Below are 24351 nucleotides of genomic sequence, written 5' to 3'. Positions count from 1 at the left end.
AGGCTGCAAAAAATTTACACCAGCAATACTGTAGCGACTTTAAAGTATTTCAACTATAGGACAGTTCACATTTTTACATTACAGACACAAAAAAGCTGAGACATGCTCAGCTTTTTTTATCTCTTCTTGACGGGTATTTGAGGCCTATTATCTAGGCTCAGTTTATCTAGGCTCAGTATTTCCTTGAGAAGTTAGTCATTTTCAAGGAAAGAGCGCAGATGCTCAGAGCGTGACGGATGACGTAGCTTACGCAAGGCTTTTGCTTCAATCTGACGGATACGCTCACGCGTTACATCAAACTGCTTACCGACTTCTTCCAAGGTATGATCGGTTGGCATATCGATACCAAAACGCATTTTGAGGACGCGAGCTTCACGTTCCGTTAGGTTGCCAAGCACATCACGCGTTGCTTCACGTAGACCGGCAGCCGTCGCATCGTCAACAGGACTTGAGATTGTCCCATCTTCGATGAAGTCACCTAGGTGCGAGTCTTCATCATCACCGATTGGCGTTTCCATAGAGATAGGCTCTTTGGCAATTTTTAGCACTTTGCGGACTTTGACTTCGTCCATCTCTAGACGTTCGCCTAATTCTTCAGGCGTTGGCTCGCGTCCCATTTCTTGCAATAACTGACGAGACACACGGTTGATTTTGTTGATGGTCTCAATCATATGCACAGGGATACGGATGGTACGTGCTTGGTCAGCGATAGAGCGGGTGATTGCCTGACGAATCCACCAAGTGGCATAGGTTGAGAATTTATAACCACGGCGATATTCAAATTTATCTACTGCTTTCATCAAGCCGATGTTGCCTTCTTGAATCAAGTCCAAGAACTGTAGACCACGGTTGGTGTATTTTTTGGCGATTGAGATAACGAGACGTAAGTTGGCTTCAACCATCTCTTTTTTGGCACGGCGGGCTTTGGCTTCACCAATAGCCATACGGCGTGCCACATCTTTCATGTCGTGGATTTCCATCTCGAGCTTATGCTCATAATCACGGATAGCACGTTGTAACAAGATAACATCGTCGGTAACTTTCTCGAGCGTGGCAGCAAACGCCGGCTTACCTTTAATACGCTCAATCAACCAATCAACGTTGGTTTCATTACTTGGGAAAGTCTTACGGAACTCTTCGCGCGGCATACGACCACGGCGAATCACCAAACGCATGATTTGACGCTCATGTTTACGCACGTCATCATAGACATCATGCATGATGGCCATGACTTGATCAGATAGGCGATTGTTAAGCTTTAGCATCATAAAGCGGCTAGCCAGTTGCTCATAAGCTTCATTGGCTTGAGCACTACCACGACCATAATCAAGCAATGCTTGCTTGGCTTTAATAAATAAATGCTCAATCTCTTCTAGGCGCAAGCGCACTTCTTCTGGATCGATACCGCTGGTTTCTTCTTCAGCGTCCTCTTCAACGTCGTCCTCGTCCTCGTCATCATCAAGCCCAGATTTTGCTTTGGCTTTTTCTTTGATAATAGGAGGGTTTTCTTTTTCTTCTTTGATGCGCTCGCGCTCTTCTTTCGCCGCTTCTTTGGCTTCTTGAGCGGCGATTTTGTCTTCTTCGGTTTCAGGATCTAAGAAACCAGTGATGACGTCAGAAAGTTTTTTCTCGCCATCTTGAACTTTTTGATATTCATCAAGGACGAACTGTACCGTGCCCGGCCAGTAAGACATGGCATGCTGTACGTCACGAATACCTTCTTCGATACGCTTGGCAATGGCAATTTCGCCTTCACGGGTTAATAGATCAACCGTACCCATCTCACGCATATACATACGCACAGGGTCAGTGGTGCGACCAGGTTCGGTCTCAACAGAAGCCAATACCGCTGCTGCCTCATCCGCTGCCATGTCATCATCACTTGAATCGTCGTTCATCAAGATGTCATCGGCGTCGGGCGCAGATTCAAAGATTTTGATGCCAACGTCGGTTAGCATTTGTATAATATCTTCGATCTGATCGCTTTCGGTAATAGAGTCGGGCAGTTGGTCATTCACCTCAGCATAGGTTAAATACCCTTGCTCTTTACCCATTTGGATTAAGGTGGCCAGTTGAGATGTGGACTTAGAAACTGACTTATCGTTCATAAATACTCGCTTACTTGCATCGGACATTTTTATATTGTGACTGGCTATCGCTCGCTGGGTGCGTTGATCTTATCAATCGATTGATCAAAATATGGCGTAAAGGTAGTCAATAATATCAAAAATGAGTGGATATGAATAAAGGCTCAAAATACTACAACTACAATGCTACAAAACCGCTAATGCTCAAAAGACTTCAAAATAGTAATACCTGAAAACAGATGTTTTAAAATGCGATTTAATAATAATATTTAAAAATCTATACCTAAAAATGTGCTCAATCGTACGGGCATATCGTCATTTTGTCGTTATTCATTAAGCCATGCTATAAATATATAGCGACATAGTTTAACACAGACCAGTGTAATCAAGCACGAGGTAGTGATATCTACCGACTGTTTTTTACTGATTATTTGCTAGCTATTCCATGTTAAACACGGTTTTGATAACAGGCTATTTTAGTGAGCTAATATAACAGTGCATAATCATTAATAGTGGGGACAATGTCGACCCTTTTAAAGGGCAGCTGTTTTATAAATAAAATCAACTGACAATATTAAGATTTAACCGTCGCCATCTGGGCAGATTGCTCTGCTTGCTGCGCGCGTAGCCAGTCATTTAATAACTGTGATTGTTTACGGACAATCGCCAGTTTTATGTTGTCAGGATTCTTAATCAAATCTTGTGTTTTCTTCTTCATATGACGTTCGATCAGTTGGCTGACCAACTCTTCGACCAAACCATCAAGGCTCAAGATATTACGGCTGGTCAAGGCTTTATAAAAGCTGCCCCAGTCGCGGCTAAGCGTCTCTTGGGTCAAGGGTTTGACGTTAGAGAGAATAAAGTGCGCCGCCGCATTGGCATCTTTTGGCAAATAATTCAGGCAGCGCTTAATAGTGCTGACGACATCAAGTAGTGCCGCGTCCTGCATATCTTCCCAAGCCAGCGGGCGTAAAACATCAGCCGAGGCTTTTTGCTGAAGATGAGCGGGCAGGTGTAAGTCATTAATACCGGCTTGTTGCCAAATGGCTTCGATAGGATCATCAATCAAGATACGCGGCTGGAATACAAAGCACAGTTGCAGCTGCTGACTGATGGTCATTTCACCATCAAAATCTAGCAGGGCATCTTTGGCTTCGATGTTTTGGCTACGTTTGCCACCAAGCTTTTGATAAATGTCATTATTGAGCAGGTAGCGGAAGCTACTACCTTTTGGTAAGGCAGTAGTCAAAGCGCGCACTTGTGACATGAGCTTGGCTTTACCTTCAACCAAGGTCAAATCATGACGCTCACTTAGATAGGCAAAGATATACTGTGATAACGGCATGGCGTTTACGATTTGCTCACGCATGGCATCCGCGCCCTGACTTTTTATAAAGGTATCAGGGTCATGATTGTTGGGTAGCGTTAAAAAGCGCAGCTCTTTTTCGTCACTGAGCACAGGTAGTGCCACTTCAAGCGTGCGCCAAGCGGCTTTTTGTCCAGCGCTATCACCATCAAAACTTAAGGTTAGGGTGGGATTTAGCGTTAATAGACGTGAGATTTGGCTCTCATTAATTGCTGTGCCCATCGACGCAATGGCACCATAAATACCGACTTGATACAGGGCAATCACATCCATATAGCCTTCGACCACCAGCCAGTCATTTGAGCGTTTTTGGCGTGATTCGTAATAGCCATACAGCACGTGCTGCTTATGAAAGACGGGCGAGTCAGAGGAGTTGATATATTTGGGCTTTACCTCATCATCAAGCGCGCGACCACCAAAACCAATGGTACGCCCTTGATTGTCTCGAATCGGGAAAATAACCCGATCACGAAGCAGGTCATAATCGCGTCCGGACTCTGAGCGCCGCACTAAGCCAAGCGCCTTTAAGCCTTCAATATCTTGCGGAAACTGATGTTCAAGATGCTGCCAACCAAAAGGCGCGTAGCCCAAGCCAAAAGTTTCAAAGATTTCATCGCTAATACCGCGCGATAAAAAATAATGCTTGGCATGAGGGTGGATGCTGAGATTGTGCTGATAAAATTGCTGTATTTTTTCTAACAGATCGTATAGGTTGCCGTCTTCATTGCTGTCATTGTTATTATCAAAACTATGATTTATATCACTGCCATGCAAGCCTGCCATATCACCACCTGCCAACCACGCAGGCGGGTAATTATCATCATCTTGATAGTGAGCATCATAGCCATCCATTGCATAAGGGACGGCATCGTAAGCATCTAACGGTGGATAATTGTCATAACTATGGTGGTCATCATAAGTTGGCGGCTGCGTATCATCAGCTGGCATGCTCATGGATGACTTATTATTGGTTACTGGCTGACTATCATTTTTTTGCAGATGCGTTGCTGATGTTGCTGGCTTAATAGCAGATTTTGGCTTGGGTTTGGCACGCTGATAGCTGACGTTTTGTTGCTCTTCTTTTGGGACTTCAATGCCCGTCTGTTTGGACAGCTCATTGACCGCTTCGATAAAGGTCAAGTTTTCATAATCACGTAAAAAGCTGATGGCATTGCCACCGACACTACAGCCAAAGCAGTGATAGATATTTTTTTGTGGATTGACATAAAAAGACGGCGACTTTTCGCCATGAAAAGGGCAGCAGCCTTTAAACTCACCGCCAGCACGTTTAAGCGTAGTATGACGCCCAATGATACTGACTAAGTCAGCTTGGCTATTTAATTGCTCAAGAATGTGATTTGGGATACTCATGCGAAAAACAGTTTACCATAGGTGTGCGTTATTTTAATGCAGAACCAATATTGCATGCAGGCAATATAAAATACAAACAATAATGCAAAAACCAAAACAGAAAAAATAAGGCCAACCGTATCGTTGACCTTATTTGTAGTGACGTCTGACGCCATGACAGCGCTATTGATTAAAAGCGCATAAACGCGCTTAATTTATTATGCCAAAATACGATTAATTACCATCGGTCATATCGATGCTATCCGTTTCAACCGCACCTAAGCGCACACGGCTATTGTCATTCGTCAGACGCAACGGAGAAGTACTGCTTGGGGCTGCTGTATTTGCAGCATTGTCGCTCGGCAATCTCAATTGAGTGGCATTGCGAATGACTTGAGTTTTAGTCGCACCGCTATAATTGCCAGTCGAAACTGTGGTGTCTTTATTAAAACGACTCAGCTGTCCAAAAGTCAATTTATTGACCAAAGAACGCTCACGTTTGGTATTGAGCTTCACGCGTCCATCAGCGCTTAGCATGTTTGGATAATTAATTTGCAATAGGGTTTTGTACTCTTTTGCTAAATCAGTTAGACCCAGTTTTTCATGGCTATAAGCAAGGACAGTAATCGCATCTGGCACAGATTCGCTGAGTGGATAATATTGAAAGACCCATTTAGCACGATTAACCGCAGCCACATAAGCTTCACGCTCAATATACCAATTGGCAGCGCTCATCTCACTTTCGGCAAACTGATTGTAAATAAAGGTCATGCGCTGAGCTGCATCAGAGGCATAGGGGCTGTTTGGGTATTTGTTCAGCAGCTCTTGGAAATTGGCAAAGGCAATACGGTAGTAAGCAGTATCGCGCTCCGCTTGATTGAGCTTAAACAGTTTTAGACCTTCAGATGAGCCTTGCATATTGGCGACGCCGCGCACATAGTAAGCGTAGCTCACTTGCGGGTTTGATGGGTACAGACGAATGAACTGCTCAGCACTGGCAGCAGCGGTTTCGTATTTACCGCTCTCATACTGTGCATACATCATATCAAGCAAGGCTTGTTCTGCGTATTGTCCAGTCGGGTAAAAAGTACGCAAGTTGGTCAAATCTTCGACCGCTTGGGTGTAGCGACCTTTATCAATCTGAGCAATAGCGTCATTATAATATGCTTGCTCTGACTTCTCAGCAGTGACCACTGCATCCACGTCTTTACCGCCAGTGAGGTTTTTAAAGGTTTGACAACCCACTAAGTTGACACTTAGGGCAAGTAAAGTGATTGAGGACAGTTTGATAAACGTATTGCCAACAGCTTGCATACTTCTTCTCCGACACAAGACGTACAATAGCAGCGACGCTATCATACTATTTAGTAGATTGATGATAAAAAACGATGCTTAGTGCATCAATAATGGTCTATCATTTTACATGCCAATCACTGAGCATGCGTGTTATCGTGATAAAAAGGTGGTTATTAAAAAACATTGTTATTAAAAAGCATTGTTATTAAGTTTAAAAAAATTACTCTGTAAAAATATCATGCGATAGGGCGTGCATCAAATGTGAAGCTTTTATAAAATAGCTGCAATGAATGCATTCTCATCACAAGCCTGCTTATACTAGCTATGTTAATTAACAAGCATGCCAATATCGATACAGTGCCATAGCATACAGCAAAACATGGCTTACTTTATAGAATAACATTTGCTGCGTCTATTTTTTCGTTAGCTATTTTGTAGTTAGACACATCGCTTGCTTATTCTATAATGCATTTTTATTCTGTGGCACCTTAAATCTAGCACAAAGTTGACTCGTTATATCTATTATCCTGTACGCTCACTAGTTTAGCATGAGCGGCTGCAGCGAGCGATATTCAATAGTGCTGACAGTGATAAATATACAGTAAATTACAGCCATGTTATATTTTAGAGAGCTAATGAGGTTATAAATTGCCAGATAACACGCAGCTTCTATAGGGCTTAAACGCTCAGCATGTTACACTAGAGCGATATCATTGCCATTTTTTGACCACGATTATTTTTTATGGTCTACAAGTGTCAATCTGTTTTCTTATGAAGTCATCTGACAAAACCTCGTCAGAGTCTTTACCATATATAAATCTGCTATGAATACATGATGCTATGACTATCAATTTACCTGCGAATCAATCCACTCAAGATTCATCACTTAAAGACTTATTAACGCAAGGTTCACCTGTGCAAGAATCAACGATACCCAATGAATTATTAACCACTAATGAGCTACTTGATGAGCATATGGACGATGATAATGTGTCCGATGATTTGCCAGATGATGAGCTACTTGATGATGAAGACGAGCACAGCGATGATAAAAGCTCAGTAGCGGGGCAAGCAGTGCCTGTTCTTATCGATGTAACGCATACGGTCACAGAAGAAGAGGCCGGTTTGCGTATTGATAAGCTGGCATCAAAAATATTTATCGATTTTTCACGTGTCCAGTTACAAGGCTGGGTAAGTGATGGTAGCTTGCTTTATAACGGTAGCGTACAAAAACCGAAGATTCGTGTCAAAGCCGGTGATGTCTTGCATTTATCGACGATTTTAGAGCAGCATAGTGCAGATCAACCAGAAGATATCGCTATCGACGTGGTTTATGAAGACGATGAAGTATTGGTCATCAATAAACCTGTCGGTATGGTGGTACATCCAGGTGCGGGCAATCAAGCAGGTACTTTGGTCAATGCGCTCCTATATCACTATCCACAGCACCATCATTTGCCGCGTGCAGGCTTAGTACACCGTATTGATAAAGATACCTCAGGGCTATTGCTGATTGGTAAAACCAAGCCAGCACAGCTTGCACTGATGGAGCAGCTAAAAGACAAGTCAGTCTATCGTCATTATCAATGTGTGGTAGCGGGGGATGCAGCAAGTCTATTGCGCCATCGCCGTATTGACGCGCCAATCGGACGCCATCGTAATCAGCGTACCAAAATGACAGTGATGACGGCAGGACGTGAAGCCGTGACTCACTTATTGAATGTGACCGCCCTTAATGGCAACTATTGTCTACTAGATGTAGGGCTTGAGACAGGCCGTACGCATCAGATTCGCGTGCATTTGAGTCATATTACCTATCCTATCGTTGGTGATAGAGTCTATGGCGGTCGTCGTCAGCTGCGTGCAGGTCTAACGGAGGCTCAGCGTCAAGCGATTAATAACTTCCCGCGTCAAGCATTGCATGCTTATATCTTGGGTTTTGTTCATCCAACGACTGGTGAAGATATTGAAGTAACCACGCCAATGCCTGAAGATATGCAGCAACTAATGGCGGTATTAAGTGACGGCTATGATGCTGAGTAAAGATGACCTATTAAAACGGTAAATCCGCCATGATAAAGACGCTTCCTATCACATTGTTGGCTCAGCTTGATGGAGTAGCTGTGTTTCAAACGGCTGCTTTTTCTGATATGGACTGTTCAAGCATTGATATAGCTGGGTCTAAGATAAATCAGCATATGTATCAGCAGTCACATCAACAACAGCAAGCAAGTTATGGCGAGCTGAACTTGGGGCTGCATGTCAATGACGATGCAAGCGTAGTATTAGACAATCGCATGCGTGTGCTTGCTGCAATTAATGAGCAGTTGATAGCGCAGCAAAACCTACCTGTTCATAGCGTGCCTGTCAAAGCGCTACATTGGGTTAATCAAGTCCATGGTAAGCATATCCATGATACCGATGCTACGGTACTGAGTATGGCGCCCATGGCAGCTGATGCTATGGTTAGCAAGAAAGATGGTACTGGGCTTGCCATAATGACTGCTGATTGTGTACCGATCGTTCTTTATCAGCCAGCAACTGGGCAGATAGCGGCGATTCACGCTGGCTGGCAAGGGCTGGCATGTGGTGTCATCAAGACGACAGTGAGTAGGTTTGATAACACGATGCCGATCAAGGCTTGGATAGGCGTTTGTATTAGTCAGGCGAATTATGAGGTGAATACAGACGTCCGCGACAAGCTATTAGCAGGGTGCAAAGAGAACCAAGCATTGTCAGAGAAACAACTTGATGATTTTGTGGCGCTATTTTCTATACCGTCTCACGATGACAAAATTAAGTTGGATCTGCCAAAACTAGCCGCCATACAGTTAGAGGCTGCTGGTGTGACAGTCATTAATGACTTACCTGTTGACTGTAGTTATGCGGACAGTCGTTATTACTCGTATCGCCGCCAGACACATTTGCAGCAGCCAGCCACGGGGCGTATGGCATTAGTGATTGCTCGTAGTACACAGAGCAGTGATAGAGAGATAAGTGCTATCTGACCAATAAAATATTCTCTATGTAACAAAAAACAGCAGGTTAATTTTAACCTGCTGTTTTTTTATTTGAGTGTAGGGCGTGCCATCATTTAGATTGTACGGTTTAAAATGAGAAAATTGCAGCCAAACAAACAAGGAAGGAATTGCCGTAAATATAAACATATTAACCATATTTCTGACGATATTTGGCAAAATTTAGCCATTTTAAGACTACTATAGTCGGTGAAAAGTAATATCAGTCGGTGAAAAGTAATATCGATACAACACCTACTACTGGTGCAAATTTTTCTTGCTTGCTGTGCCTACGCAGACAGAGGCTGCAAAAAATTTACACCAGCAATACGGTAGCGACTTTAAAGTATTTCAACGATAGATGTATCAATGTGCTAATTGATGACATGCCCTTATATCTTAATTAACAAACCGAGTCACTAGATTTTGGCACTGACAATCCAAATAAAGGACGTAAATACAGCGCCAAGAACGTGCCTGCCATGGCGAGTATGCCCCAGATATAGCCGTGCAAACTAAAAGAGGCTATACCACCAAAATAAGCACCGATATTACAGCCAAATGCTAGACGTGCGCCATAGCCCATCATCAAACCACCAATCACTGAAGCCGCAAAATTGCCCTTAGTAATGGTCGTAAATTTGAATAAGCCACCAGCCGCTGATGCGATAAAAGCGCCAATGATGATACCGATGTTTAGTACCGTCGTTGAATCAGCAAATATAGACGCATTTAGCGCTGCTGCGTTTGCGCCTTGCCAATAGCCCCAACTCGCGACATCAACCCCAAAAGCGTTCGCAATTTTAGATCCCCATAATGAAAATGCAGATGTGATACCCCAAGGCTGACCACGTGTCACTAACGTTAGCGCATTCAGTACACCAAGTACAATCGCTGCTGCAAAGAGTGGCCAAGAACCACGGAAAATACGTTTCCAGCCTTTTTCAGAAGAAACAGGTGCCATTTTAGGGGCTTTGGTTCTTTTTTCAACGACCAAGGTTATCCATGCGATTAAACCAAAAAGCGCCAAAGATACCATCCAAGCACCGCTGTAACCAAGACCTGTAGAGGTGGCCAAAGAGAATGGCTCAAAGCTTGGCAGCTCTTCTGTCCAAAATGGCAGATGGTAAGCGCCAATAGTGGCACCAACGATAAAAAAGATAAACGTGATGAACATCACCGAGCGGCCACCGCCGACTGCGTAAAGAGTACCAGAGGCACAGCCGCCACCAAGCTGCATACCAATACCGAAGACGAATGCGCCAACGAACAGGCTGACACCGACTGGTGCGACATAACCTGCCACTGGTCCACCAAAAATAGTCGTGCCAAAGGCTAGAATAGGGGCAAACAGCGTCACGGCAATGGCTAACATCAACATGTGTGAGCGCATCGCTTGGCCATTACCGACTGACATTAACCGTCTGAATGCAGAGGTAAAGCCGAAGCGGGCATGAAAGAGGGTATAGCCCAATAGCAAGCCAATGCCAAGCAGTAGTGACTGAGAAATATGTTGCGTATCTAATAAATAGACCAGCATGAGAAAGCTCACAATGGCGCCGCCTGCTACCAGAATTTTTTGTGGATCATTCAAGCGAAGACTGTCTCTTACGATTGGATCTCGCGCCTCGTTTACGAGTTGAACTCTTAACGTTGTCACAGTGGTAGTCTCCTCTGCTTATAGGTTTGATTGGGATTTTCTTGAATCGTTAATTGTATTTGTGTGTAACTTAGGAATAAGCACCACATCATAATCCTATTACGTCAAAAATAAAAACAAGCCTGAAAGAAAATCTGGAATTAACATATGCATATATAGAATAAACAAAATGTAATCGTTAACGGCCACTGTGTATGACCCAATAAAGACAAGACGTGTTACACAATATTCGACAAAGTTGCGATTTACATAAGTGAGTTGATAATTCGCTAAATATTGCTACTCTATGACAGTCTGTTAATAGGTGGTGCGATTATTTTCACACCTGATGATAGCGTCATTAATAATAGCTATCCGGTACTAACCGTATGATTACAGGCTATAATGGCTGTAATTACTCAGAAAATTCTAAACGTTACTATTACTCAGCAATTCATTATTCATCAATTTATTCATTACTAGAGCCCGTATGACTACATCTATATCGTCTGCTTCAACTGTCACTAACCAAGCCAATAATCTATCTATAGCGGTTATTTATCATAGTAATTATGGCCATACTAAGCGTGTTGCTGAGGCCATAGTGACAGGTGCCCGTCAGCAGTTGCCAAAATCGCAAGCCAAGGCGGTAGATGTCCATGAAGTGGATTGGGAGTTTTTAGATCAAGCAGATCTACTGGTATTTGGTAGTGCCGTATATATGGGTAGCGTCACTGCTGAATTTAAGACTTTTATGGATGAAACCTCAAAGCGTTGGTATCACCGTAAATGGGAAGGGAAGTGGGCAGCAGCTTTTGCCAACTCTGGTGGATTAAGTGGTGATAAACTTGCCGTACTGCAACAGATTTGTCTTTATAGCATGCAGCATGGTATGAACTGGATTGGACTGCCACTGATGCCGACAGGTCACGAAGCTCATGACCTAAATCGTCTGTCTAGCTTTTTAGGTTTGATGACGCAGTCGCTCGATGGTCCACCCGAAGAAACACCAGGCGTGGGCGATATAGATACAGCGATTTGGTTTGGTGATCATCTGGCAAAAACGATCATCAAACATCAGCCTGCCTTATAAAAATCCAAAAGCTATTTATCAAGTATTAAATATTAAAAAGCAGACATCAAACCGATATTTACTTTTTTTATTGTGAGCTTTTTATATCGTTCTTATCGCTCATTATTTTCAACAGTAATATCCGTAGCTGGAACAGTTTTGACCAATAAATTTTTGCTAGGGGCGTTTTTGACAGGAATCGGACTTTCGACAAATTGAAACGACTGACAACCTGTCATAAATAAAGCAAATGTAAATAAATAGGTTAATGACTTCATGGTGATATCTCAAAAAGCAATCGGCGACGGTAAAATAGCGCTCATCATAACCAATGCACAGGATTGTGCAAGATATTCTCGCATGATAAATGGAAGTAATACGCTCTATGAGAAGCGTTTGGGATTGGCCTTATGTATCCATTATGTACAGTCAAAATAAAATACAATGAGCAATTAACCTCATTATTTAGCCATAATTCACTATAGTCAATCCAATATAAAAGAAATGCAGCCCATATCATAAAACAGTTTATCTAAGTTATTTTCCATCCAGCCTTGGCGTAGAAACTTAGCTTGCGCCCACTTCTGTTCGATAGGGTTTAGGTCGGGACTGTAAGGTGGTAAAAATAAAAGGCGATGACCATCTCTATTCAGTAGTCTTAGAATAAGAGATTATCGATTTACTCTCATATAAAAAAGCGCCCAATCATATGCTTGGGCGCTTTTTTGCGGTTAAGACGTTATAAATTTCTAGCTTTATCTGGGACTGGCTGACCAGACAGGTGAACGGATAACGCCTTGCCCAGATTTACCAAAGGCTTCGCCACCATTTAGGGATTTGATAGTTAGTACGCCTTTACCACCTTGCTTTGAGGCATAAACGACGCGCTTACCATTAGGCGAAAAGCTCGGTGCTTCATCAATGCCGGTATTACCTAAATTGGCAGTGACCGCGCCGCCGCTATTCATGATGGCAGCTGAGCGACCATTTAAAAAGGCAATCTGTGAGCCATCGCTACTGAATTGAGGGCTGGTCGCATAACCACTATTGGACACCTTGGTTGTACGTCCCGAACCAAACTCATAACGATAAATCTGTGGTTTATTAAATCCAGCTTTATCAGACACAAAGACAAAAGATCTGCCATCAGGAGCGTAGCTTGGCTGTACTTCACTGCTTGGCCAGTTGGTGAGTCTTCTTGGTTGACCGCCGCTGGCACTCATCTCATAAATATCAGCGCTGCCCTCAAAGCTACTAGAGAACAGTATTTTGCTGCCATCTGGTGAGAATGAAGGACTTAAGTTACTACCAGGGAAAGGGGTCAATGGCGTTGCGCCGCCGCCGCTCACGCTTTGTACATAAATGACAGGATATGATTTATCGCGTTGTACCGCATAGGCAATACGGTTGCCATCAGGCGACCATGCTGGGGAGAAGATAGAGCCTGAAACTTCGGTAATGGTTTTGGCGTTTTCACCATCGGCATCCATGATTTTTAAGCGTGAGACTTTTGCTTTTCCTGCACCAATTTCTTCAATATAAGCAATACGCCCTGAGAAGTCACCTGGAATGCCGGTAATGAGCTCATAAACTTTATCTGCGATGACGTGACCGGCATAGCGCATGCTATCTTTGTTGTTATCAGTGGTTAAAGTTTGCTTGCCTTCGATAACGCGTCCTGTTTTAACCTCAATCACTTCATAATCGGTCACCACTTTACCGCGGCTACTGCGGGTGCTACCCACGACAAGATAGGGAATACCCATACTTTGCCATACAGGTAATGTTCCTGACAGCTCGCTGCTACTGCGCGGCTGCTGCGGTAGATTCTGACTGGTAATTTTGAGCTCAGTTTTGCTTAAGTCGTTTACAATAATAGGTGATAACACACTATCACCAGCAAAAGGCACAAAAGCCACTTGGTTTTGTTGAACAGGAATCTCGTAATCCAACTCTAAAATGACAGGCGCTGCCAATACACTTGGCGCGATAAGCAAGCTTGAGGCGCTAGCAAGTAACGAGGTGAGTAGTTTTTTATGAGTGCGCATGAGTAAGTTGAGCTCCTAAAACAGTATGATGGTCATTTTTATAGGTCATTAGTCCGCCATAAAGATAAGGCAGTACCTTCTACAGTACAAGCTATTTAAGGTAACGTTATCAATAATATAAGGCATGAGCAACTGATTAATTAATACCTTTAAACTGTAGAGTAAAGGTCGGGTATTTTGGGTCGTCAGCATCGATTGGTAAGCTGCCTGTGTTCAATACAGCTTGTTTTGCGGCTTCATTGACAGCTTCATCAGGTCCTGAAGCGGTAACATTGGTGATATTGCCGCTGGCATTGACTGTAATCGTGAGCGTAGCACGCTGAGTTGAGCCCTTTGCTGCAGTCGGTGGATTGTAGTTGCGTCTGATAAGATTAATGATTTCACTATTACTAGCGCCGCGACTACCACCTGATGCTGAGCGGCTGCTGCCTTTTGAAGGACTTGAGGTTGTGCTATCACCAGATAAATTCGATTGCCCATCGTTTGATGGGCTAAGGGTTTGACCTGAGCTACTAGAGCCACCCGTATTTATTTCTATATTTCGGTCGGTGGCAGTTGGGCGCTTAATCTTAGGAGGATTGTTTTGCTTATTGCGAAAATCGCTAAGCGTTTTTTGCTCTTCAATGAGTTGCTGTCTTCTTTCTTTTTCAATTTGGTCATGCTCTTCTAACACGGATTCGTCTAACCGTGCTGCCCACTCAGCCATACTGCGCTCATACTCTTGGTTTTGCTCAAGAAGGCGTTGATGCTGCTCTTCACTCATCAGCATCGGGCTAGTAGCAGACTCCTTAGAGCGTGTAAAGACTGGTACTTGCTGAGAGTTTGGTTGAGCAGGATTTGAAGTGCTGACGCTACCATCAAAGGCTTCTGTTGGCGTAGCTGTGCTACTTGCACCGCTGTCAGCTTGCATGGTACTTACTGCTGCGGCACGATTGGCAAGGATTTGTCCTTGCATCTCTGCCAGCTGTTCAGGAGATACCATGGTCGTTTCAATGCTGCCGGCGGTCTCAACGTCCATATTTTGATAGGTATAGATAAGTATGCCAATGACAAGACCATGTGCCAGCAAACTGAGCAGCGTGGGTAAGGTTAGCCCATTGCCTTCGGGTTCAGTTGGTACATAAACGGTTGGAGCCTTATGCATGGTAGTAATACTCAAAAACGTGATACTAAAAGACAAGTGTTATCAGCTTATCTGCTTTATTCGCTTACCTGCTTCGTTCTAGCCCAATGTACCAAACAGGCAGCTTTTAACATTACGACAACGACTATAGCGTCGGTGTAGGTAGGGGCGCGCCGGTTAATAGTCCAACCTTTTGGATGCCAGCTTGTTGCAAGGTTGCCATTAAGGTCATGATAGCGCCATATTGATTGTTTTGGTCGGCGTTAATCATCACTTGTACCGGCTGAGCACCCGCATCACCGCTTTGGCTTTGCAAAGTCGATAGGGTATCAATGAGCTCAGGCTCACTAATATGCAAATCGATATTACTCTCATAACTGATAAAAATCTCGCCGCTACCAGTTAGAGACACAATGACTGGTAGCTGGCTTTGACTCATAGTATTGGTTTGCTCTTTTGGCAAATCAACATCGACGCCAGTAATCAGCATTGGCGCGGTCACCATAAATATCACCAGCAGCACCAACATCACGTCGATATAAGGAACTACGTTCATCTCCGCATTCAGTGCTTTTTTTTCACGGCGATAGGGACTTTGTTTCATAGACCTGCCACCTGAGTGTTTTGATTAGCTTGGCTCACTTGATTGCTAGGTTGTGGACTCTCATTACTGGTTTCGCGCTGGAGCATACCAGTCATCTCATCACAGAATAAAGCACGTGAGTCATATAAGCGACTAGATTTGGCAGTAAAATGGTTATAAGCCAATACTGCAGGGATAGCGGCAAATAAACCCATAGCAGTAGCAATCAATGCTTCTGCAATACCCGGTGCCACAGCGGCTAGGGTTGCTTGCTCATTTTGTGACAAGCCCAAAAAGGCATTCATGATACCCCATACCGTACCGAACAGACCGACGTAAGGTGCAACGGAGCCAATGCTGGCAAGCGTCGTGAGTCCAGATTCTAACAGCAGCTGCTGACGACCAAGACCAACCCTTAACTTACGCTCAACCCCATCGATGATGTCATCCTTTGGTTGGCGTTTTTTATGCATTCTTAAATATTCAGAGAAACCAACATAAAAAATCTGCTCAAGTCCTTGGCGCTCAGGTGAGCCCTGAATACCTTGGTACAATTTTGCCAAATCTTCACCCGACCAAAACCACGTTTCAAACTGTTGGTCAAAGTTTCTGGCAGTGCCAAGACGCGCACTCATGCGAAAAATAATCACCCAACTGAGTAACGATGCTAATAATAATAGAGCCATCACGATCTGAACCAGCAGGCTCGCTTGAGTAATAAGGTCGATAATATTTAAGGATTCAGGCATGTAAAGGACTCATGGATAATTAATAATAGTCATTATAAGTGGTGCGTTCATATCAACCCCAAGTGTACTGCTAATCTTGGTAAATATCATTAATAATGTGTTAATTACATATTGATTCCTAAAACAATAAACAATAAATCATAATCAAAGCGTCACGTTTATGAATGCGTTAATAACTTTTTGTTTTTTAACGCTATTATGATGGGTTAAAATGCGTAATATTGTTAGTTTGAATATTTATTTCATGTTAATATGCGGATATTAAGCGCATCACCTCAATCAACGCCGTAGAGGTTTTTCTTATCAGTGAATCAGCATTGCATATTGCCACTTTATATTGCAAACACTCTCCTTTCACTACTAACAAGAAGAAGGCACTAATGCCGCTTAGCTTTATGTTATTGCCTTTATATTGTTGACGTAGTCCGTTTCACATTCAAACGATCTACTTGTCCTCTTCCAGCTTATGCTGGATTTTCTCGTTTTTTAATATTGTCGTTTGCTCTGTTGATTATTATGAATACTATCGATGTTTAATAGCTAGTTAGGCTTAATAATTAACTATGATTGATTGCCAGTGATGTTTTATTGGCAATCTAAAGATAGTGGTGATTAACACTGATGGCAATTAATGATAGTGGCCATGAATAGTAATAACAGGCAATAAGACGTCGCAACGCATCACTCATGATAGATTTTAAACGATAGTTATGGAGTTGTTATGAACCCAGTAGAGCAATTTACCCCGCAAGAGCCGATTTTATTTAATCCTATCGACTTGTTGTCACCAGAATATATTGCTCAGTCATCAACAGAGCTGCATACGCGTATATCGCCTTTGTATAGCGTGGATGAAGAGCGCTGGTTGACGCAATTGTTGCCACTTGCCAAACCGACAGATGCCGAGCGTGACAGTGCAGCTACGCAGACGCGTCAGCTGGTTGAGCATGTGCGTAATGATGGTAAAGCGGTAAAAATGGTCGACTCATTATTGCTTGAGTACAGCTTGGATACCCAAGAAGGTGTTTTGCTCATGAGCTTGGCAGAAGCCTTGATTCGTGTGCCAGACAATTATACGGCTGATGCGCTGATTCATGACAAGATGAGCGTCGCTGACTGGAAAAAACATTTAAAAAATGACAATGGTTTTATGGTCAATGCCTCAACGTGGGGCATGATGATGACAGGTCGCGTGGTCAGTATCGATAGTGATACCACGGCATCTGGCTTTTTGGATCGTATGACCAAAAAGATGGGCGAGCCTGTTATTCGAAGTGCCATGCAAAAAGCCATGCGTATCATGGGGCATCAGTTTGTACTCGGCGAAACCATCGAAGGCGCCAATAAAAACAGCCAACCATATCGCAATAAGGGCTATACCTACTCATTTGATATGCTGGGTGAAGCGGCAATTACCCATAAAGATGCTGAAAAATACTTTAACGATTATCTGCACGCGATCAAAGCCACGGCAAGTGTGAAAGTTAAAGAGGGCATGCCGAAGCCGTCAGTCTCTATCAAGCTGTCTGCCTTGCATTCGCGTTATGAAGCAACCCAAGAAGCACAAGTCATGGGACTGTTGCGTCAACGCTGCTTACTATTGATTGAAGCCGCTCGTGAGGTCAATGTCGACATCAGTATCGATGCCGAAGAAGCTGATCGTCTTGAGATATCTCTAAAATTATTTGAGTCTTTGTACCGTGATAATCTGACAGCAGATTGGGATGGTCTTGGCTTAGTCGTGCAAGGTTACTCTAAACGCGCGATCGCTATTTTGGCTTGGCTGGCGCGCTTGGCAATTGAGGTTGGCGACCGTATTCCTGTACGTCTAGTAAAAGGCGCCTATTGGGACACAGAAATTAAATTGGCTCAGCAAAAAGGTCTATCAGGCTATGCGGTCTGGACGCGTAAAGAAGGCACGGATACCGCTTATCTTGCCTGCGCGCGTTTCTTGTTGTCAGAGCATTTGCGCGGTCTGATTTGGCCACAGTTTGCCACTCACAATGCGCATACGCTTGCTTCAATCATGACCATGAGCTCGCATAGAGACTTTGAGTTCCAGCGTCTGCATGGTATGGGAGATGCGCTTTATGATCATATTTTGCAAGCCTATCAAATCCCTGTACGTATCTATGCACCGGTTGGCGCTCATAAAGATCTACTACCGTATTTGGTACGTCGTCTGCTTGAAAACGGTGCCAATAGCTCGTTTGTGCACCAGTTATTAGACAAGTCTTATCCAATTGACAAGCTAACTGTACATCCATATGACAAGCTATTAACCAATGCTACGCTACACAATCCAGATATTCCATTGCCATTAGCTATTTATGGCGCGCGCCGTGCCAGCTTTGGTCCCAATATCTTTATAGGGTCGCAGTGGATACCGTTTAAAGCGGCTATCGACACGCATATACACAAAACATGGTCAGCGACTTCTGTCATTAATGGCAAAGCAATCAATGACTATGATGCAGATGGCAAGATTCATCAGCTTGATAGTCAGGCAGTACGTGCGCCTTGGAACCATGAAGTCATCGTCGGTGAAGTCGTTTATGCCAACGCTACTATCGCACAGCAAGCAATTGCGGCGGCAGTCGCTGGACAAGGCGAGTGGCAAGCTGTTTCCGCTGCTAAGCGTGCAGCGATACTGCGTAAAATGGCTGATTTGTATGAAGAAAACTATGCAGAGCTGATGGCATTATGCCAAGTTGAAGCCGGTAAAACCTTACAAGATAGCATTGATGAAATCAAAGAAGCGGTTGATTTTTGCCGTTTTTATGCTGATGAAGCAGAGCGTCTAGATGATGTGGTTTATGAGTTTATTGATTTGGCAGGCAAGCCGTCGCGTCAAGTTTATAAAGCACGTGGCACCTTTATTTGTATCAGTCCTTGGAACTTTCCATTGGCTATCTATACCGGTCAAGTGGTCGCTGCGCTGGCTGCAGGTAATACCGTGGTGGCAAAACCTGCTGAGCAAACCAGCCTGATTGCACATTTTGCCGCGCAGCTTATGTATCAAGCCGGCGTGCCAGTAGCAGCGTTGCAACTCGTGATTGGTGCTGGCGATGTTGGTGCTGCATTGACCGCAGCTGATAATATCGCTGGTGTTATCTTTACAGGCTCGACCCAAACCGCTCAGCGTATCAACCAAAGCCTAAACGCCCATGCCCAAGTCAGCGGTGAGCTGCCTGTCTTTATCGCGGAGACCGGTGGACAGAATGCTATGATTATGGACTCAACGGCATTGCCTGAGCAAGTGGTCAGAGATGCGGTATTATCTGCCTTTGGCTCAGCAGGTCAGCGCTGTTCAGCATGCCGTATATTGTGTGTACAAGAAGAGATGGCAGATGATGTGATTGAGCTGCTACAGGGCAATATGGCTGAATTAATCGTTGGCAATCCGCTATATGCGACCACAGATGTGGGTCCTGTGATTGATATCGATGCCAAGCGTGGACTTGAAGCGCATATCGAGCGTATGCGCGCTGAGCCAACTGCCACTATTTTGGCGCAGACACCGATGAGTGCTAGCTCAGAGGTCAGTCAAGATCAAGCAACGTTTGTATTGCCAACGGCGATAGAAGTAAAAAGTATCGACGTGATCGGTGGGGAGCATTTCGGTCCTATTTTGCATGTGCTGCGTTATGAAGCACGTGATTTAAATAAGCTGATTGATGCGATTAATGCGACAGGTTTTGGCTTGACCTTGGGCATCCATAGCCGTATCGAAAACACGGTGGAGCATATTGAGCGCCGTGCGTTTGTCGGCAATACTTACATCAACCGTAATCAAATCGGTGCGGTCGTAAATGTGCAGCCGTTCGGCGGCTGCGGTCTATCAGGCACTGGTCCTAAAGCAGGTGGTCCGCACTATGTCGCCCGTTTAATGACATTAACGACTGAGCAGTTAGCTCTTAAAAACAATACGACTGAAAACATTACTCAAACAACAATCGCATAAGGAGTAGCACTATGGCGACTGAATTCAAAAAAAATCATGGCCAAGTTTGTGAAACTTGGCGTTTACTCGGCGCAGTGAATCGCGCCACTTATCTGCAAGAAGCCGCACCAAGACTAGCGTTGCTGACCGGTGATGCCAATAAGGCAAAGCGTTTGTTCAACCATTTATTGAGCGCCGCACCGATGCTGGATGAAGAGCACCGTATGACTGGCGCGACGGGCGAGTCGAATGACTTGTACGTGACGGGTCGCGGTAAGACCATGGTTGTCGGCGGTGAATCTGCCCGCGCGATGGCAGTGCTCGGGCAATTGCTAGCAGCATTATTAACGGGTAATGAGGTGATATTGCATTGCCCAAGCCAAGATGAGATGTGCATTGAAGCAGCAAAAATACTCTATGAGAGTGGCATCAGTGATGATGTGCTGAGTGTGGCCAATGACTCGCAAACGGTCACGCTTTTATACATCGATCGCCTGGCGCAAGTGGCTGTCTCTGGTAATCGACAAGAGGTGCAAGCGGTCAGTCAAGAGCTTGCCAAGACCGATGGTATGTTGACGCAAGTTATTAGCGTCACCGATATGGACGGCTTATCAGAGATGCTAACGCCTGATTATCTCTACCGCTTTGTCACTGAGCGTGTAAAAACGATTAATACGACGGCAATTGGCGGAAATGCAAGCTTGTTAGAGCTTGGTACATAGTAGGCTTTGCATCTAATAATCTTATAAAATGACTTTTATTATGAAGTTTCTTAGCTGTCCAACTGAAATGATGTATTTTTTGAGTGGTAAGTTAAATAAAGATAGTGATAGTATAAGTTAACTGTTTAGTCAGCAACTGAACCGCCCCGACTATATCGGGGCGGTTCAGAAAGGTCAGCGCCTATTTATTAAGAGGTTAAAGTCTTAGTAAATAGACGCTGGTGATGCTTAATAGCCAATGTGCTGTATAGATTAATGAATAACTATGACGTTATTCAGGATAATTCAGCCACACCCAGCCATTTTCTAGCCATTCCATCACCTCGTCAGGATCAATCCCTTCCATATTATCAAGCGTCAATTGTGCGCCATCTGCTAAGCGTACCAATAGCTTGGTTGCCGTCTCATCAATATTGTCTAAGCGCTGCCCATTAACATATACAACAATGCTATTATAGGTTTTGGTATATAACAAACGATTGCTATAATCGGCTTGTAGCGTCGCGCCATTTGCCAATGCAGATATCATCTCATCAGTATTGAGCATTTCTTCCGGTACGAGTGCATCATATTGACGCTTGCTGACTACCTCTGACACTGCTTGGCGAATAATCGCGTCACCGTGCTCAGACTGTAGCATTTGCAACAATTGATTTTTGATCGCTTCGATACTGTCTGCCTTTAACTCACCTGATGCTTGCATGGCTTGTGGCAATAACATGGGTATAAATAAATCACTGTTATTGGTTGCCACATCGGCAAGGCTGTCAATAATTTGCATCAAGTTTGGACGACGACAGCCAAATGAGAAGGTCAGGCAATCATCTTGTGCCACGCCAAAATGCGCTAATTTTGGTGGTACATACAGCACATCACCGGCTTCTAGTATCTCATCAAAGATAATCTCACCCATATCATCAAATAGTCGTATCGGCTCATCGGCGACAAACGCTGTTTGTTCATCACAGAACTTACCCAACTGCCAACGTCTAGAGCCATAACCTTGCGCTAAAAATACATCATAATCATCATAATGCTTGCCAACCGAGCCGCCTTTTGGTGCATAAGAGACCATAATATCATCGCGCTGCCACTGCGGGATAAAATCAAGCGCCTGCCATAACGCGCCAAGTTCCGGCGACCATTGTTCAAGATTCTGCACCAATACCGACCATTGCTCAGGCAAGTTATCAAAATCCACTTCAGTTAGCGGGCTTTTTTTAAGGTGCCATTGCGCTTGACCCTCTTGCTTGCTGGCAGCTTGGGTCAGCAGGCGCGCTGTGGCATCTTCTTCTATGGCTAGACCAAGCATATCTTCTGGCTCAAACATGCCAATTAATTGTGGTAAACCTTGCTTAATCAGTAGCGGTTTTTTTTGCCAATAATCATTTAAAAATTGTTCAGGTGTGATGGAAGCTGGTAAACAAAGCGGTATAGAAGTCATGGATAAATCCGAATGGTTAAATGGTTAAATGGTTAAATGGGTATAAGATTAATAGCAAGGATAGCTTTATAGGCGGGGTTTATTGGTTTATGATTATTGCCTGTCTGATGACTGTTATCAGCGCCTCTAATGATTCTTAGGATATTTATGAAAAAACTGCATTTTATCGTCATTATCGCCAGCGTGTTTTTATTACAAGCTTGTGTGTACAAGCTCGTTACTGTACCTGCAAAAATCGCTTATAAAACTACTAAAGGCCTGGTCAAAGGTACGGTCGCTGTGGGTAAAGCCATCATACCGGGCGACAGTAATGATGAAGATCAAAACAGTAAAAAATAAACCTTACCCAAATTAGAGTAAGGTTTTTATCAAGGTATAAATGATTCTTCATTTATACCTTTTTTGCACTTTATAGATATGAGCTGGCTGCCAGTTAAATCTTAGCAATCCACTCTTTAATTGTGCGTGCTTGTTCAGCCGCATTACCCACATAAGTTGCTGGCGTCATTTCACGTAGGCGCACTTTATCAGTATCGCTCACCGCAGATAATTCATCACTTTCAACGAAAGTCAGCATTGCTTCACGGGTCATCGCGTTGCCACGCGTTAATGCCTTTAGCTTCTCATATGGGTTTTCAACTCGGTAACGGCGCATAACAGTTTGAATTGGTTCTGCTAAAACCTCTTGGGCGCTGTCCAAGTCATCATTTAAACGCTGCGCATTCAATTCAAGTTTGCTGACGCCTTTTAAACATGCATCAAAAGCAATCATGCTTTGCGCCAGACCAACACCGATATTACGTAATACGGTAGAGTCGGACAAATCGCGCTGCATCCGTGAAATCGGCAGCTTTTCGCCTAAATGAGCAAGCATCGCATTAGCAACGCCCAAGTTACCTTCCGAGTTTTCAAAGTCGATCGGGTTCACTTTATGCGGCATGGTAGAAGAGCCAACTTCACCCTCTTTTAGGCGCTGTTTAAAATAGCCTAAGCTAATATATTGCCAAATATCACGATTAAAATCGATTAGAATAGTGTTGAAACGTTTTACCGCATCGAACAATTCAGCGATATAATCATGCGGTTCAATTTGCGTGGTGTACGGGTTAAACGTCAATGCTAAGCTATCGTTGATAAATTGTTCAGCATGAACTTGCCAATCAACATCAGGATATGAGGCATAATGAGCGTTATAGTTACCAACTGCGCCATTGATTTTACCAAGTAGTTCAACCTGACCAACCTGCTTGATTTGACGGGCTAGACGATAAGCCACGTTTGCCATCTCTTTACCCAAAGTCGTTGGGCTAGCGGTTTGACCATGGGTACGTGATAACATCGGTTGGTCAGCATAGGTAATCGCTAAATCAACAATACTATCCGTCACTTCTTGCATTTTGGCAACGACGATTTCGCGGCTGTCTTTTAGCATTAATGCGTATGATAGGTTGTTAATATCTTCACTGGTACAAGCAAAATGAATAAATTCTAATGAATCTTCAAGCGCTGCCTGACCACGGAATTTGTCTTTAATAAAGTACTCAACTGCTTTTACATCATGATTGGTGGTTGCTTCTATGTCTTTAATCGCTTGGGCATCTGCTTCGCTAAAGTTATCAACGATAGCATTTAAAAACGCATTGGTATCGGTATCAAATGCTGCTAACTCACCAATGGCACTATTATCAGCCAATGACTGTAACCAGCGAATCTCAACGGTAACGCGCGCTTTAATCAGACCAAATTCAGATAAGTAAGGGCGCAAGCTATCGGCTTTGGACGCATAACGACCATCGATTGGGGATAGGGCGGTAAGTAAATTCATAAAGATGCCTTAAGTAGTGATAAGTAGTGACAAGTAGTGATCAGAAGGGTTAGAAATTAAAAATGACTACAAACTAACAAATAATAC

Annotated in this window: 18 protein-coding genes; 6 read left to right on the top strand and 12 right to left on the bottom strand. The window is 43.8% G+C overall.

Annotated features, from left to right (window positions below; all coding sequences use genetic code 11):
• Window positions 1-191 precede the first annotated feature (191 nt).
• From rpoD to PSYC_RS06530, 3 genes are all read right to left on the bottom strand, one after another.
• The gene (rpoD, locus tag PSYC_RS06540) at window positions 192-2108 is read right to left on the bottom strand and encodes an RNA polymerase sigma factor RpoD (RefSeq protein WP_041757684.1); all 1917 of its coding nucleotides are present in this window, start codon (window positions 2106-2108) and stop codon (window positions 192-194) included.
• Window positions 2109-2661: 553 nt separating this feature from the next.
• Window positions 2662-4824: a DNA primase gene (locus PSYC_RS06535; RefSeq protein ID WP_011280531.1), complete on the bottom strand. Its 2163-nt coding sequence runs from the start codon at window positions 4822-4824 to the stop codon at window positions 2662-2664.
• Window positions 4825-5037: 213 nt separating this feature from the next.
• On the bottom strand, window positions 5038-6117 hold the full coding sequence (locus PSYC_RS06530; protein ID WP_011280530.1) for an outer membrane protein assembly factor BamD: 1080 nt from the start codon (window positions 6115-6117) through the stop codon (window positions 5038-5040).
• A gap of 822 nt (window positions 6118-6939) precedes the next feature.
• On the opposite strand from PSYC_RS06530, the gene PSYC_RS06525 reads away from it, so the two are divergent.
• Window positions 6940-8142, top strand: coding sequence for an RluA family pseudouridine synthase (locus PSYC_RS06525; RefSeq protein ID WP_011280529.1), 1203 nt, complete (start codon window positions 6940-6942; stop codon window positions 8140-8142).
• A gap of 29 nt (window positions 8143-8171) precedes the next feature.
• Window positions 8172-9107, top strand: coding sequence for a polyphenol oxidase family protein (locus PSYC_RS06520; RefSeq protein WP_011280528.1), 936 nt, complete (start codon window positions 8172-8174; stop codon window positions 9105-9107).
• A 412-nt stretch (window positions 9108-9519) separates the two neighbouring features.
• On the opposite strand, the gene PSYC_RS06515 is transcribed toward PSYC_RS06520, so the two are convergent.
• On the bottom strand, window positions 9520-10776 hold the full coding sequence (locus PSYC_RS06515) for a YeeE/YedE family protein (RefSeq protein WP_011280527.1): 1257 nt from the start codon (window positions 10774-10776) through the stop codon (window positions 9520-9522).
• A 469-nt stretch (window positions 10777-11245) separates the two neighbouring features.
• On the opposite strand from PSYC_RS06515, the gene PSYC_RS06510 reads away from it, so the two are divergent.
• Window positions 11246-11848 carry a flavodoxin family protein gene (locus PSYC_RS06510; RefSeq protein ID WP_011280526.1) on the top strand — a complete coding sequence of 201 codons (603 nt, stop codon included), beginning with the start codon at window positions 11246-11248 and terminating at the stop codon, window positions 11846-11848.
• A 92-nt stretch (window positions 11849-11940) separates the two neighbouring features.
• Here the strand turns inward: PSYC_RS06510 and PSYC_RS11670 are convergent, their stop codons facing one another.
• The 6 genes from PSYC_RS11670 to tolQ form a co-directional block, all read right to left on the bottom strand.
• The gene (locus PSYC_RS11670; RefSeq protein ID WP_187147089.1) at window positions 11941-12105 is read right to left on the bottom strand and encodes a hypothetical protein; all 165 of its coding nucleotides are present in this window, start codon (window positions 12103-12105) and stop codon (window positions 11941-11943) included.
• Between the two features lie 207 nt (window positions 12106-12312).
• Window positions 12313-12480: a transposase gene (locus PSYC_RS11415; protein WP_406621538.1), complete on the bottom strand. Its 168-nt coding sequence runs from the start codon at window positions 12478-12480 to the stop codon at window positions 12313-12315.
• A 102-nt stretch (window positions 12481-12582) separates the two neighbouring features.
• The gene (locus PSYC_RS06505) at window positions 12583-13875 is read right to left on the bottom strand and encodes a PD40 domain-containing protein (RefSeq protein ID WP_011280525.1); all 1293 of its coding nucleotides are present in this window, start codon (window positions 13873-13875) and stop codon (window positions 12583-12585) included.
• A 136-nt stretch (window positions 13876-14011) separates the two neighbouring features.
• On the bottom strand, window positions 14012-15019 hold the full coding sequence (locus PSYC_RS06500) for a cell envelope integrity protein TolA (RefSeq protein ID WP_011280524.1): 1008 nt from the start codon (window positions 15017-15019) through the stop codon (window positions 14012-14014).
• A 124-nt stretch (window positions 15020-15143) separates the two neighbouring features.
• Window positions 15144-15602, bottom strand: a complete 459-nt coding sequence (gene tolR, locus PSYC_RS06495; protein WP_011280523.1) for a protein TolR — start codon at window positions 15600-15602, stop codon at window positions 15144-15146.
• Complete coding sequence (gene tolQ / locus PSYC_RS06490) at window positions 15599-16330, bottom strand: protein TolQ (RefSeq protein WP_011280522.1); 732 nt, start codon at window positions 16328-16330, stop codon at window positions 15599-15601. Before tolQ ends, tolR begins: the two co-directional genes overlap by 4 nt.
• 721 nt (window positions 16331-17051) lie before the next feature.
• Between tolQ and putA the strand changes: the two genes are divergently transcribed.
• The gene (putA, locus tag PSYC_RS06485; protein ID WP_011280521.1) at window positions 17052-20294 is read left to right on the top strand and encodes a bifunctional proline dehydrogenase/L-glutamate gamma-semialdehyde dehydrogenase PutA; all 3243 of its coding nucleotides are present in this window, start codon (window positions 17052-17054) and stop codon (window positions 20292-20294) included.
• Window positions 20295-20305: 11 nt separating this feature from the next.
• Entirely contained in the window at window positions 20306-20995 is a 690-nt protein-coding gene (locus tag PSYC_RS06480) for a 1-pyrroline-5-carboxylate dehydrogenase (RefSeq protein WP_011280520.1), read from the top strand.
• Between the two features lie 271 nt (window positions 20996-21266).
• Here the strand turns inward: PSYC_RS06480 and PSYC_RS06475 are convergent, their stop codons facing one another.
• Window positions 21267-22439, bottom strand: coding sequence for a cupin domain-containing protein (locus tag PSYC_RS06475; protein ID WP_011280519.1), 1173 nt, complete (start codon window positions 22437-22439; stop codon window positions 21267-21269).
• Window positions 22440-22586: 147 nt separating this feature from the next.
• Here PSYC_RS06475 and PSYC_RS06470 point away from each other — a divergent pair, with 147 nt between their 5' ends.
• Window positions 22587-22778 (top strand): NF038104 family lipoprotein, encoded by a 192-nt coding sequence (locus PSYC_RS06470; RefSeq protein ID WP_041757681.1) that lies wholly within the window; start codon window positions 22587-22589, stop codon window positions 22776-22778.
• A 94-nt stretch (window positions 22779-22872) separates the two neighbouring features.
• On the opposite strand, the gene purB is transcribed toward PSYC_RS06470, so the two are convergent.
• A complete protein-coding gene (gene purB / locus PSYC_RS06465) occupies window positions 22873-24264 on the bottom strand; it encodes an adenylosuccinate lyase (RefSeq protein ID WP_011280517.1) in 1392 nt (463 codons plus the stop codon).
• Window positions 24265-24351 lie beyond the last annotated feature (87 nt).

The sequence above is a fragment of the Psychrobacter arcticus 273-4 genome, from assembly GCF_000012305.1.
Lineage (GTDB): Bacteria > Pseudomonadota > Gammaproteobacteria > Pseudomonadales > Moraxellaceae > Psychrobacter > Psychrobacter arcticus.
Note: the sequence above shows the minus strand (reverse complement) of the source record. Positions and strands in the feature narration are given on the sequence as shown.

Coding starts and splice junctions, on each gene's coding strand:
- PSYC_RS06520 (WP_011280528.1), top strand. CDS start 8,172: ATGATAAAGACGCTTCCTATCACATTGTTGGCTCAGCTTGATGGAGTA.
- PSYC_RS06530 (WP_011280530.1), bottom strand. CDS start 6,117: ATGCAAGCTGTTGGCAATACGTTTATCAAACTGTCCTCAATCACTTTA.
- tolQ (WP_011280522.1), bottom strand. CDS start 16,330: ATGCCTGAATCCTTAAATATTATCGACCTTATTACTCAAGCGAGCCTG.
- PSYC_RS06535 (WP_011280531.1), bottom strand. CDS start 4,824: ATGAGTATCCCAAATCACATTCTTGAGCAATTAAATAGCCAAGCTGAC.
- rpoD (WP_041757684.1), bottom strand. CDS start 2,108: ATGAACGATAAGTCAGTTTCTAAGTCCACATCTCAACTGGCCACCTTA.
- PSYC_RS06470 (WP_041757681.1), top strand. CDS start 22,587: ATGAAAAAACTGCATTTTATCGTCATTATCGCCAGCGTGTTTTTATTA.
- PSYC_RS06505 (WP_011280525.1), bottom strand. CDS start 13,875: ATGCGCACTCATAAAAAACTACTCACCTCGTTACTTGCTAGCGCCTCA.
- PSYC_RS06510 (WP_011280526.1), top strand. CDS start 11,246: ATGACTACATCTATATCGTCTGCTTCAACTGTCACTAACCAAGCCAAT.
- PSYC_RS06525 (WP_011280529.1), top strand. CDS start 6,940: ATGACTATCAATTTACCTGCGAATCAATCCACTCAAGATTCATCACTT.
- PSYC_RS06480 (WP_011280520.1), top strand. CDS start 20,306: ATGGCGACTGAATTCAAAAAAAATCATGGCCAAGTTTGTGAAACTTGG.
- putA (WP_011280521.1), top strand. CDS start 17,052: ATGAACCCAGTAGAGCAATTTACCCCGCAAGAGCCGATTTTATTTAAT.
- tolR (WP_011280523.1), bottom strand. CDS start 15,602: ATGAAACAAAGTCCCTATCGCCGTGAAAAAAAAGCACTGAATGCGGAG.
- purB (WP_011280517.1), bottom strand. CDS start 24,264: ATGAATTTACTTACCGCCCTATCCCCAATCGATGGTCGTTATGCGTCC.
- PSYC_RS06500 (WP_011280524.1), bottom strand. CDS start 15,019: ATGCATAAGGCTCCAACCGTTTATGTACCAACTGAACCCGAAGGCAAT.
- PSYC_RS06475 (WP_011280519.1), bottom strand. CDS start 22,439: ATGACTTCTATACCGCTTTGTTTACCAGCTTCCATCACACCTGAACAA.
- PSYC_RS11670 (WP_187147089.1), bottom strand. CDS start 12,105: ATGAAGTCATTAACCTATTTATTTACATTTGCTTTATTTATGACAGGT.